Origin of the sequence: Sphingobacterium sp. JB170, from assembly GCF_900163865.1 — a bacterium.
GTDB lineage: Bacteria > Bacteroidota > Bacteroidia > Sphingobacteriales > Sphingobacteriaceae > Sphingobacterium.
On sequence record NZ_FUKU01000043.1, the window covers coordinates 1 to 12,731 of the forward strand.

11 protein-coding genes and 1 tRNA gene are annotated in these 12,731 nt (G+C 39.7%); 10 read left to right on the top strand and 2 right to left on the bottom strand.

Features of this window, described 5'->3' with window-relative positions:
* Positions 1-652 precede the first annotated feature (652 nt).
* A complete protein-coding gene (locus tag FM107_RS12560; RefSeq protein WP_086948860.1) occupies positions 653-934 on the bottom strand; it encodes a GNAT family N-acetyltransferase in 282 nt (93 codons plus the stop codon).
* Positions 935-1,236: 302 nt separating this feature from the next.
* Between FM107_RS12560 and FM107_RS12565 the strand changes: the two genes are divergently transcribed.
* The 10 genes from FM107_RS12565 to FM107_RS12620 all read left to right on the top strand — a co-directional run bounded on the left by FM107_RS12565 (position 1,237) and on the right by FM107_RS12620 (position 12,362).
* Positions 1,237-2,484, top strand: a complete 1,248-nt coding sequence (locus tag FM107_RS12565; RefSeq protein ID WP_086948861.1) for an aminotransferase class I/II-fold pyridoxal phosphate-dependent enzyme — start codon at positions 1,237-1,239, stop codon at positions 2,482-2,484.
* An 80-nt stretch (positions 2,485-2,564) separates the two neighbouring features.
* A complete protein-coding gene (locus tag FM107_RS12570; protein WP_086948862.1) occupies positions 2,565-3,095 on the top strand; it encodes a DinB family protein in 531 nt (176 codons plus the stop codon).
* Positions 3,096-3,237: 142 nt separating this feature from the next.
* Positions 3,238-3,579, top strand: a complete 342-nt coding sequence (locus FM107_RS12575) for a hypothetical protein (RefSeq protein WP_086948863.1) — start codon at positions 3,238-3,240, stop codon at positions 3,577-3,579.
* A gap of 38 nt (positions 3,580-3,617) precedes the next feature.
* A complete protein-coding gene (locus FM107_RS12580) occupies positions 3,618-4,055 on the top strand; it encodes an Rrf2 family transcriptional regulator (RefSeq protein WP_086948864.1) in 438 nt (145 codons plus the stop codon).
* A gap of 55 nt (positions 4,056-4,110) precedes the next feature.
* Positions 4,111-5,331, top strand: a complete 1,221-nt coding sequence (gene hmpA / locus FM107_RS12585) for an NO-inducible flavohemoprotein (protein WP_256959513.1) — start codon at positions 4,111-4,113, stop codon at positions 5,329-5,331.
* A 395-nt stretch (positions 5,332-5,726) separates the two neighbouring features.
* The gene (locus FM107_RS12595) at positions 5,727-6,944 is read left to right on the top strand and encodes an enolase C-terminal domain-like protein (RefSeq protein ID WP_086948866.1); all 1,218 of its coding nucleotides are present in this window, start codon (positions 5,727-5,729) and stop codon (positions 6,942-6,944) included.
* A 240-nt stretch (positions 6,945-7,184) separates the two neighbouring features.
* Positions 7,185-7,571, top strand: coding sequence for a VOC family protein (locus FM107_RS12600; protein WP_086948867.1), 387 nt, complete (start codon positions 7,185-7,187; stop codon positions 7,569-7,571).
* A gap of 326 nt (positions 7,572-7,897) precedes the next feature.
* Positions 7,898-9,259 (top strand): FAD-dependent oxidoreductase, encoded by a 1,362-nt coding sequence (locus tag FM107_RS12605; RefSeq protein ID WP_086948868.1) that lies wholly within the window; start codon positions 7,898-7,900, stop codon positions 9,257-9,259.
* A gap of 714 nt (positions 9,260-9,973) precedes the next feature.
* Complete coding sequence (locus tag FM107_RS12615; RefSeq protein WP_256959514.1) at positions 9,974-11,611, top strand: sensor histidine kinase; 1,638 nt, start codon at positions 9,974-9,976, stop codon at positions 11,609-11,611.
* Between the two features lies 1 nt (position 11,612).
* A complete protein-coding gene (locus FM107_RS12620; RefSeq protein WP_256959515.1) occupies positions 11,613-12,362 on the top strand; it encodes a LytTR family DNA-binding domain-containing protein in 750 nt (249 codons plus the stop codon).
* Between the two features lie 260 nt (positions 12,363-12,622).
* On the opposite strand, the gene FM107_RS12625 is transcribed toward FM107_RS12620, so the two are convergent.
* Positions 12,623-12,695: transfer RNA gene (locus tag FM107_RS12625), tRNA-Lys, on the bottom strand.
* Positions 12,696-12,731: the final 36 nt, after the last annotated feature.

A 12,731-nucleotide genomic window follows, 5' to 3' on the forward strand; every position in this document is an offset into this window, starting at 1 on the left:
ATAGCGATGAAGACGGGCTTTCTGTACCCAAAAAATTATTTAGGACGCTACTGATGCTGATTCGGTTTATGTTTCTTTTTGATTAAAAATTGTATCTTTATTTTTACCAAATTATTTAAGAAAAAATATTTTAAAGAAAGTATTTAATGTGTCTTTTTGAATATATCTACAAGGCTATTTGTCTGCGGATATAGCTTATGAAAATTATGTTGTAAAAGGTTAGCTCGAAGACGTACGTTTCCGGGCTAATTTTTTTATCGGTGCCGTCGGGCCCATTGGAAAGGATTAAAAGCCTGGACCTCCATGTGTATTAGTTACCGTAAAATTTTACAATATTTGTTGCGGCAATGGGGTGAGAGGCGCTAAAGAAAACGACATAGATAAGAATTAATTTTAGTATTGTTGGCTGTCGACGGTGCTTGCTTTGATCGAAGTTTGTTAGAGTCGGGCTTCCGCTTTAGTACTGACTTGTTCAGCCGTAGTGGGCACGCTGTAAAGCTCGTGTTTCGTGTAGCACCCTTCGAGATTGCTCTTGGCCATGTTAACTACCGAGTCCAGGGACAGGAAAATACTTGCAGAGCCTAATCGTTCGCCTTGAAGCCCGAAAAGTTAGAACTCCAGGTCGTATGGTTACGGGCTCCGTTACGCGGCTCTAAAATAATACATCTTTAATTTCAGGGGTCTTCTCGAATACGCTTTTTGCGTACGGGCATAACGGAAGGATTTTACTCCCTTTCGCCCGTGCATATTCTGCGCCGGCCATTACGAGCTTTCTACCGATCCCTTTGCCTTCATTTCCCTCGAACACTTCGGTATGATCAATTATGAATTTATTATCACCTGCCCAAGTATAACGCATTTCACCTGCGCGCTCTCCGTTTTCGAAAATTTCGAATAATCCTTTCTTGCCTTCTTTGTTTGATATCGTTGTCATCGCGTTTTTTCTTTTAAATGTAACACATTTTTTTACAAGTTAGATTTGAGTAGCTATATTATTCGGTCTTTAAAAACGCCCTTTTATTGAAATTACGATACCTAAGGGGATCGTTAGTCGTTAAGGTTAAATATTTGTAAATTAATTGTTTAATAATATTGGGGTGGTAAAGGCGTTATATTGTCGTCGCACATCGTAATTGAAAAATAATTTAGGATTTGTTTCATCTATTTCATGTAAAAATGATAATTTTAACTATGTTTTCAACCTGTTCTCATTTTTTTATTTAAATCCAATATAACATGAATTTTGAAAAACTTACTTTTAAAGATTTTGAAAATATCCCAGAACTAGATCTAAATGCACGCTCGAAAATTTTTAAAGAGTATCTATCTTACATGGGATTTGACGATTACCAAAGTTATAGAATTATAGGCAAAAGCGGTTGTAATGCAAATATGACACTTGAAAGCCAACACGGGGAATCTTTTATAAGTTTTGTGTCCAACGACTACCTCGGTTTCACGCAACACCCTAAGGTAAAACAAAGCGCCATTGAAGGTATTGAAAAGTACGGTACAGGTGCTGGTGCTTCGCCTTTAATAGGAGGCTTTTTTGATTACCACCGATTATTAGAGAAAAAAATTGCCGGATTTTTTGGCCGACCAGATGATTGTTCGGTGATTTATACCACCGGATACACGGCTAACAGTGCGTCGTTACAAAGTTTACTGCAGAAGGAGGATATCGCAATCGTCGATATGGCGGTTCATACTAGCGTTCATGAGGGGTGCATTCTGACGAATAAAAAAACGTTTCTGCACAATGATACGGATGCATTGGAACGGATATTACAAAATACGACTGGTAAATACCGCACACGTATGGTCATTGTAGATGGTGTTTATTCGCAGGATGGGGATGTTGCTCCGTTAAAAGAGATTGTCGCCTTATGTAAAAAATATGGGGCTTACATCATGGTCGACGATGCGCACGGGGTAGGGGTTATCGGTCAAACTGGTCGAGGGGTCCTAGAAGAAGCTGGTCTTTTGCAAGAAGTTGACTTTATTACTGGTACGTTTAGCAAAACTTTTGGTGCGATTGGCGGGTATGTTGTATGTAACGCGGAGAATGCGGCATTTTTGAAATTTCAGTCGCGTCAGCAGATTTTTTCTGCTACTGCCGGCCCGGCAAGTCTAGGGATTGTTAAAGCGATTGAACTCATTGATGAAGAGCCAATATGGCGAGAAAAGTTACAACAGAATATGGAACACTTCCGTCAGGGACTACTCGATATAGGCATTGACATCGGAACGACAAATTCAGCGATTTTTCCGCTTAAACTAAAAGATCCAATTTTAACAGTGGCCATGAATAAGGCGATCTTTAAAAAAGGAATCTATGCTAATGCGATCTTGTACCCCGCGGTGTCAAAAAAGGATGCGCGAATCCGTATGAGTTTGTCGGCATTACATACGCGCGAGCAACTAGATACCGCGCTTTCGAGTATTGAATCTGTTTTTTTAAAAGAAAAGCAATTCGTGTATTAAATAACGAAATGCTACTGACAAAAGGTTGTCAATCGACCGATTATCTTTGTTCGTATACTTTAACTTAAAAAGAGAAAAACATGCACCTAAAACAAATTATTTTAAGTAGCCTGGAATATAACCTGTGGGTTAACGAGCAGTACGATAAATGGTTGTCTGATAAAAGCGATGTTGTATTGACGAGTCACGTGGATTCCAGTTTTCCGAGTATGCTACTGACCTTGCAACATATTTTGCAAACGCAAGAGTATTGGTGGTCTGTTTTAATGGAACGACAAAATATAGCAGTCGAGAGGCAGGAGGAGGATGGTTTAAACCGTGATCAAGTATTTGATTCATTAATCGAAAATTCCAGACTTATCCTAAATCATTTTAACGCCCTTAGCGAAGATGAATTGCTTAAAACGTTAGCGATTAAAAATGAATGGTTTAGTTGTAACTTTTCGAAATTCGAATATGTGCAACAATTGATGTATCATGCGGCCTATCATCGGGGACAAGTTGTAACGATTGGCAGAAACCTTGGTATTATAGATGCCCCTTTAACGGATTATAATTTTTGGAATTTATATAAAGACCGAACAGATATATTTGCTGGAATGGGCAATTAACAGTCACAATTTCTAAGTGGAATGTCAAAGTTTAAATAAAAGACTTTTAAGTCTTTTATTTAAACTTTCTTTTTTATCTTTGTTCTATTCAATCGTTGGGCGCAACAGTGCAACGGAGGAATTGGTAAATGTGTTTTAAAATATGGAAACAACTTCGATATTAGACGGGATTGAATATAATGCGAACCGGCCAGTCGTTTCGGTTTTGCTTCAAAGCACTGCTGGAAAAGAAATGCGCATTGTCTTTCGTAAGGGACAGCAGCTCAAGCAGCACAAAGTCGGATTTCCAATTGTTATACATGTTGTCGAAGGCAGAATTGATTTAGGTGCCGGACCGGAGCGTTGTGAATTTACGGTAGGTAGTTTAATAGCCTTGGAAGCAAATGTACTTCATGATCTGATTGCCATTCAGGACAGCATTGTTCGGCTTAGCATTAGTGTTAATGATACTGCCGGTCGAGTAGAACGATTGGTTCACAATTAATCAGAATTGTTATATTCGAAAAATATTAAAAGTCAATAATGGGAGTATTTTCCAAAACATGTGAGTACGCGATCCGAGCGGTGTTTTATATCTCGCAACGCACACATGAAGGGTATAAAACGGGCATAAAGGAAATCGCGAGCAATATTGATTCGCCGGAGCCCTTTTTGGCTAAAATTCTCCAGAAATTGGCGAAAGCTGGTATTGTACAATCGGTAAAAGGTCCAAATGGAGGGTTTTATATTGATATAGCTAGTTTCGATCGGCCCCTTTCGGATATCGTGGAAGCAATCGATGGGGCAGAGATATTTACCGGTTGTGCAATGGGACTAAGTTTCTGCTCGGAGGTAAACCCCTGTCCGTTGCACAACGACTTCAAAGAAGTGCGAAATCGGATCACTGAGATGCTTCACAGAACTAGCATCAGCCAATTCGACGAAGAATTGATCCGTGGACAGCTTTCATTGAATAAATAGTACTTTTTTTTACCCTAATAGAGGACAAAAACATCTTTTATTTTTTTAAACAACAATGAACAACAATATGACTACAGAACAAAAACAAATGGTGAAGGCAACAGTGCCCGTGTTGAAAGAGCACGGTGTATTATTAACAACGCATTTTTACAAGCGTATGTTTGAACACAATCCAGAATTAAAGCATGTCTTTAATATGGGGAATCAACAAAATAGCAAACAACAAACCGCGCTCGCACACGCGGTATTAGCCTATGCGGAGCACATTGAAGATCCCTCGGTTTTGTTACCGGTTGTAAATAATATCGGCCATAAGCATACAAGTCTTGATATTCGCCCTGAACATTATGCCATCGTTGGAAGACATTTGATCGCCTCCATCGGTGAGGTATTGGGGGATGCTGCAACACCCGAATTGATCGACGCTTGGACTACAGCATATGGACAGCTAGCTGATTTGATGAGTGGTCACGAGAAAGGCTTGTATCAGCTCCAAGTCGAGAAAGAAGGTGGATGGACAGGGTGGAGACCGTTTGTCATCCGCAATAAGGTAGAAGAATCGAGCGAAATTACATCGTTTTACCTGTACCCGGCAGATGGGGGAGCCGTTCCTGATTACAAACCTGGGCAATATATTAGTTTACGCTTATTTCTCCCCGAATTAAATCTTTTACAGCCACGTCAATACAGTATCTCCTGTGCACCAAACGGCGAGTTTTACCGTATCTCGGTGAAACGTGAGACAGGAAGTACCCATCCGGATGGAATGATCAGCAACCGTCTTCACAACTTTGTTAAGGAAGGTGATATCGTTGATCTTTCTGCACCAGCCGGCGTATTCATTCTAAATGAGAAAACTTCTGCGGCAAAGGTATTTATTAGCGGAGGAGTGGGACAAACGCCATTGATGGCGATGCTCGAAGGTGCACTAAGTAGTTCTGAAGGTCAAGGTCGCCCTATTACATGGGTTCATGGATGTAGGAATGAAGCTGTGCACGCATTTAAAGATCGTCTTGCTGAAATTACGCATATGTATGCTAATGTAAATCGTCACATATTTTATGATGACCTCGAGCAAGAAAATGAAGCTACACATCGCGGATGGGTTGAACTCGAAAGGATCAAAACGCAGGTGATACACGAAGATGCAGACTATTATATCTGTGGCCCTGCACCGTTTATTGCAAAGCACTACAATTATCTGGTAGAGAATGGTATTCCTAAAACAGCTATTCACTTCGAGGAATTTGGTCCGGCTTCTTTGAACATGAACTAATTGTTTATATTCTGATTGTTTAATGAAAAGGTTCTCCCGAGAGGACCTTTTTTGTTCTCGAACAACTTGATCGGTAAATTTCACCAAGGTGTTTATATAGCTCGAGGAGATTCTGGGATGCAAATTCGAATGCCCGGCAATTCGTTCATACCATTGCCACGTAATCCATTGTCTTTTATAAAACAGGGAGAGGAAAGCCCTGTTGCGGATAAATTGATACGAATTGTCAATGTATTGATCTATAATTGCTATAAGATGGTTATTCTTTCGGTGTATCTTTAACGTTGAAATTGAACTCTCATCACGCAGCATTCAATGGGAGTATAACTATTATACCGCCTACAATTACCATAAATAAACCATTTTGTGCACTATATACCAATAATAATTAAACGATGAGACGAAGAACATTTTTACAAGCACTTAACCTGGGAGTTACGTCCGCAGCTCTTTATAACGGATCAGGATTCGCAAGAACTTTAGCAACATTCTCGGAGAATTTTAAACAGCAAGAAGACCTCGCGCACCACCGGATAGCAGAAATTAAATTTTCCTACGTACAATTAAATTACCCACGCTTAGTTGGTAAAAATGCTCGACTTGATCTTCACGGGTATGGACCGAAAGTGGAGATCTGTGTTATAAAAACTGATCAAGGGGCGTCTGGATGGGCCTCGCTGCGCGGATCAAGACAAGACGCTGAAAAAATCGAAGCCGAAATAATTGGGAAGCGGATTTCTGAATTGTTTTCCGTGAATCAAGGCATTCTCGATAACCGCCATATTCCGTTCGATATAGCACTACATGACCTTGCAGGAGTCATTTTGGATAAGCCCGTCTATGCATTATTAGGAAAGGAAAAGCCCTATACAACCGATTATTATAGTGGTATGATTTATTTTGATGACCTTGAGCCTGAAGCTACCCCGGCTGGTATCGATCGCATATTAGAGGAGTGTCGATACGACTACGGATTAGGGTACCGACAGTTTAAGTTGAAAATCGGTCGTGGTCATAAATGGATGCCTTTTAAAGAAGGATTACAACGCGATATTGAAGTAACCAAATCGGTCGCAGAAGCTTTTCCTGATTGCAAGATTTTAGTGGATGGAAACAACGGGTTTTCCGTTGACCAGTTTATCCAATATCTTCAGGGGATACCTGCGGTCGAGCTGTTCTGGATTGAGGAGCCATTTCATGAAACAGTTGAGGATTATAAAAAATTGCGGAGCTATATCACCGGGGACGGTAGAAGTGTGCTGCTTGCTGACGGAGAAGCAGATCCTGATCCAACGTTGTTACGTAAGCTCTTTGAAGAAAAGCTTTTGGATGTACATTTGACCGACATCGAGGGATTGGGATTTACAAACTGGCGAACATTGATGCCGGAATTAAAGCGGTTAGGAGCCCAGGCATCACCGCACGCTTGGGGATCATTGCTAAAGAGTTATTATACCGCACATCTAGCAGGCGGGCTCGGAAATACGGTGACCATAGAAGGTGTAAGCAGTACGTCGGACGATGTTGATTTCTCCGGGTATAAAGTCGAGCGTGGTCGGTTGATTCCGTCCGCAGCAGCCGGTTTTGGGATGCCGCTATTGAAGAAAATATAACTTCGACAGTTTCGAGAAATTAAATCAAAACGTACGACGCAAACAATTACTTGTTAAATGAATTGAAAAAATGAAAACATGATGCCGCCATGCGGTGGAGAGCTCCATGACCGCGCTTCAGGCACCATTCGGCACGTAGTTATCATGCTTTTTTTTCTATAAATTCTTGATTCTTGTCCTAAGGCAAGTACTTTGAGCAACCAAGTCGTTAAACTTGTATGGATCATTCAATTACGCATTATGGAAAGTAAATTTGAAGCCGGTGTTAATATCGCTATAAAGATTCCTAAAAATAAATACGAAAAGACGATTGCATTTTACCGAGATATTTTGCAGTTGAGGGTCGAAGAACGCCCAATAAATAATCCAACTGTCTCCAGAACATTTGAAGTGCAGTTTGGTAATAATATTATTTGGTTAGACTGCGTCGATAACTACACACATTCAGAAACTTGGTTACAGCTTACCGTTGCTGATGTGGAAGTGGCGACAAAATACTTGCAAGCTAACGGGGTAGACACATGCGACGAAATTGAGGAGATTCCCGAAGATATGCATTGGATTACCGATCCAGCAGGTACCGTTTTTAATCTCCAAAAAAAAGACGGAACTCAGGGTGCCGGCTAACGCATTGCGGAGATCTCCCTACGTTCGAAAATGATGTGCAGGAACCAAGTTCAGTTCGTTTCCCAGCGATTGATAATTCGGTTTGATGAGTCGCAATTCGCTTTCTAATAATTTCTGTCTCACCGAGACGGGCAAAGCAGATTGAAAGGTATATCGGACATTGCGGTTCGCGTGCTCTGTCTTTTCGTTTCTGGGCCGACCTTTGTAAGTTGGGCGACTGGCCCTGTTTAAAACTTTTTATCATGGAAACTGTTGATACTTTAAAACGGTATTTAATAGCGAATGATGCCTAACACGGAGACTGTTGAACGCAAATCTTTTTTAGTATGGAAAAGGAAATAAAACCACATTACCAGAATCTTATCATCGGATTTGGAAAAGGAGGGAAGACGCTCGCGGCTTGGCTGGCTGCGCGAGGAGAAACCGTAGCGATGGTAGAAAAATCCGAAAAAATGTATGGGGGGGCCTGTATCAATATTGCGTGTATACCGACCAAATCATTGATCAAAAATGCAGAAAAGCAAATCCCATATCAAAAAGCGTTCACTATCAAGAATGATCTAACGTCAACCCTTAGAAAGATAAATTTCCGCGCCCTTGAACAATTACCATTCGCAACGGTTATTTCTGGTGAAGCTTCCTTTGTGTCTGAAAATGAAGTGCAAGTTAAATTAGGTGCAATCGGTGATATCGTTAAGATTCACGCAGACCGTATCTTCATCAACACTGGGTCTAGACCCTATTTGCCACCCATTGATGGCTTAAGAGCTTCGGCGAGGATCTTTACCAGTACTGCCTTGCTGGAGCAGTCTGCCCTAGAAAAAGATATAGCGATCATCGGTGGAGGCTTTATTGGGCTGGAGTTTGCAGATATGTATGCGAAGTTTGGAGCCAAAGTAACAATTTTTGAAAGCGGAGACACCTTCCTATCAAAAGAAGATTGCGATGTCGCGGAATTAATTTATGAGATTTTAACTGCAAAGGGTATCCATATTTTAACAGGTGTTTCGGTTGAAAAAGTAGAGGATATTAATGACAAAAAAGTGAAATTACGTTATAAAAATAAAGCGAATGACTGTAAATCGCTTGAGGTGACAGCTATCTTGGTGGCAACAGGGCGGATGCCGAATACAGCAGGACTAAATTTAACCGCGGCCGGTATCAAAACTGGGGAACGGGGATTTATAATGGTCGACGATGAGTTAAAAACTAGTGTTCCAAATATTTGGGCGATTGGCGACTGTAACGGAGGACCCCAATTTACCTTTATCTCTCTTGATGATTTTAGATTGATCAGAGATCAGTTGTCAGGCGGTAGCTACACGTCTGTTAAACAAAGAAGACAATTTGCCAGCTCGGTTTTTACGACGCCGCAACTTGCACATATCGGAATACGGGAAAAAGAAGCCAAAGAACGTGGCTACGACTATAAGGTTGCGAAATTACCTATAACAAGTATCCCTCGGGCGAAAATTAATGGGGAAACACAAGGTTTTTTAAAAGCGGTGGTCGATTTAAAGACAAATAAAATATTAGGGTGCACGCTGATATGCAACGATGCGAATGAAATGATAAACACCGTTCAAGTGGCCATGAATGCGGAACAAGATTACCAAATCATTCGCGACGCTGTGTTTACACATCCTTCTATGACCGAAGCATTCAACGATCTGTATGCGTTGGTTTAATAGTTGATCGCGTCAACGTTGACGTGTTTTTCAGAGAGAACAAATAAACCGATAAGTGCGTTTTAGATAGTTTTTCCATCGCTTTTTCCATCAGCTTATCGTGTATGTTGCGGGCTTTGTCCAGTCAAAACTTTTAATAAACCACTTAAATATTTGGTCGAAACATTTAATGTATCAGCAATGTATTGTACCGTTGGCAATATTTATGAAATTAAATCTTCGCTGTCTATGGCATTTATCGGGGTAGTCAAGAATCTTTTTGGTACGGGTGCGCTAACAAAAAAACGGTAAACTCAACATACGTTGAACTTACCGTAATTGATTTTGTGAACCCACTTGTACAGAACTCGAACTATTTTTTGGAAGATTTACGCAAAATAAATCATCTGCGAGACCGTCCGTAGCAATATGATTTGGACGCACAAAAGGTAATTCCTCTTAAATCTAAGCAAGCTCAAAATCCTACGAAAGTAGTAAAGGTAAAAAGATAAAGAAATTGGATAGCTATTCTCGCTAGTACGAGGCGGATGATAAAAAACCTAGTAGTGTTAACTCTATTGCAAAGTCCTATTCGGCTAACGCCGCAATCGGGTTTATTTAACAAGGGCAGTCTCTTTTGGAAAGATTCAAATACTGCACAAAACACTACATTTACTATTTCAAACCCTGCCTTTGCTGTTTTATGGTTTTAGTTTTGCTATAATTACCACAAGTTTGATAAAAATTAAACTTAACACCATGAAAAAGATCATCTTCACATTACTCAGCTTCATTATTGTGCTATCTACAGTCAGTGCACAAAAAGGCATCAACTTCAATCACACGTACCCGGGTGGAGGAAGACTACTCATGACGGTTGATAGTTCAGCTAAAAACGTCTATTATGACATTTACTTCCCCAATCAACCTAATACCTCCTTTAGTTATTTACCGGAAGTCGACAGTGTAAGTATCCAAATATATTTTAGAAAGAAAGATAGTGTAGAGCATTATCGGTACACAATTTTAGCCGATAATAAGCCAATAGTGGTAAATAAGGCGATCAACAAAGCGGGACTAAAAGATTTCGACAGGGGAGACGAACTATCAAGTTTCACAACACTCGGTATTTTTCCAATAAAAGGCAAAATGATTACGACACTAGTCTACAGCATCGAAAATCCTCTTGATATAGAGAAATCTGTTTTTTACGGGAAGCCTATTCCCAGAGCGAAAATCGAAGTCTTAACAACGAGTTTTGCAACTGAAAGCGGCGTTGACTACAACTATATAACACAGCCAAAAGAAAGGGTAGATCTCACGTTCACTGAAAACGACGACGAACTGACCGTTGTAAAAGAAAGAACGGATATTGACTATCTGTACTTCACCTCCATAAAAGACAAGAAAACAGATAAAATAGTCTTTGAATCCACTTCATGGCTATATGGCAGCTACCTTAATAAAGCAGGTAAACTTTCACCTTACATAAAGATCGATAAAAGCGTTTTCAAAAAGTCGGGAGATTATGAAATTATCGTTCAGCCTTTGATTGACTGGACTAATTGCCTTGACTGCGATATTTCCGCAAAAGAATTAGAAAAATGTATAACCAGAAATACGCTTTCTATAAAGCTAGATGAGGAAAACTATACTAAAAAAGAACTTTTAATTTATACGCTGATCGCAGCATTTTCTATTGGACTAGTTTTTCTCATTATTCTTTACTTCATCAAAAAAAGAACCAAAAAGAGGCTGGCAGAAAAAGAGCAACAAAAAAACATTGCCAAGCTCAAACTTAACTCAATTCGTTCCCAATTAAACCCTCATTTTCTGTTTAACGCACTCGCGGGCATTCAAAGCTTAATGAACAAAAACGAAATAGACAAAGCCAACACGTACCTCTCTAAATTCGGTCGGCTAACGCGCAATGTACTTGATGATAAAGAACTGATTAGTTTGTCACGAGAAGAAGCTTTATTAGACGATTACCTGCAAATGGAGCAATTGCGGTTCGGCTTTACGTACGAAATCGATCACGCCGGAAACTTAGATTTAGATAACATAGTAATACCAAGTATGCTGCTACAACCATTTGTAGAAAATGCGGTTAAACACGGCATGTCGCAAAAAGCTAGCGATGGAAAAGTTATAATCACATTTATTAAGCAAGCAAATGATTTGGTGTTAACGGTTACCGACAATGGTAATGGCTTTGATACAGGGAAAAAGCTTAATGGTTTGGGACTGGTATTAAGTGAAAGTAGATTAGCACTATTAAATAGTGTTTATAAAGAGAATCGCTTTATCTTAGCTATACAATCAACTACTAACGGCACTAAAATAAGCCTAACATTAACCGATTGGCTATAATATGATGAGAGCAGTTTTAATAGATGACGAAATTTCCAACTTAGAAAACCTGCGGATTTTGCTAGAAAGGCACTGTTCGCAGGTAACTATAATCGCAACAGCACAAAATGTAAGTGATGCAGTTGATGTTATTCAAAAATATTCGCCTGATTTAGTGTTTCTGGATATTCAAATGGACAAGCAAACCGGTTTTGACGTACTTAAAATGCTTCCTATGCGTAATTTTGAAGTTATTTTCGTTACCGCTTACGACAAATATGGGGTACAAGCTGTGAAATTTGCGGCCTTAGATTATCTCTTAAAACCCATTGATATCGAAGAACTGATGATTGGGGTAAACAAAGCCGAACACAAATTGGCAACACAAATACAAACATCGCAGCTCGATTTTTTACTGCAACAACTAAAAAAGCCAGAGATGAACGTGAGTAAAATTGCCCTACAGATGCAAAGCGAAATAAGGTATATCACTTTATCTGAAATTATACGTTGCGAAGCAGACAATACTTATACCCATTTCTTTCTTTCGAGTGATGAAAGAATAATGGTTTCTAAATCACTTAAAGAATATGCAGATTTACTGTGCCCCAATGGATTTTTAAGAACTCACCAAAGCCATTTAGTGAATCCAAAGTACATAAAAAGCTGGTTAAAAGAAGACGGTGGCATTCTACTCTTAATGTCTGGAGAAAAAATACCTATTTCTAAGCCCAACAAAGAGACTGTAAAGCAAGCCTTGCAACAGCTTTAAATAATATATCTGGCTTTTAGCTTCTTCATTTAACATCTATGAATACGCTTGCTTAACAGCGTTAATTGAGAAGCATACCTAATATAATGCTCCTCAATATTGGGCCGCTGATTAAATTCATGCATTTAACCGTTCAAAAATCAGTCCGATCTCTTAAACCAAAATGCCAATCTAATCATTTCCAGTTTTCAAGTTCCGGAACATGTAACAATTCGAACCCCAGGTGGGAACAAAAAAGGCGCTATTTCTAGCGCCTTTCGTGATCCCGCTGGGATTCGAACCCAGGACCCATACATTAAAAGTGTATTGCTCTACCAGCTGAGCTACAGAATCATTTTACACCTTTCGTGTGAAAGATTACTCTTTCGT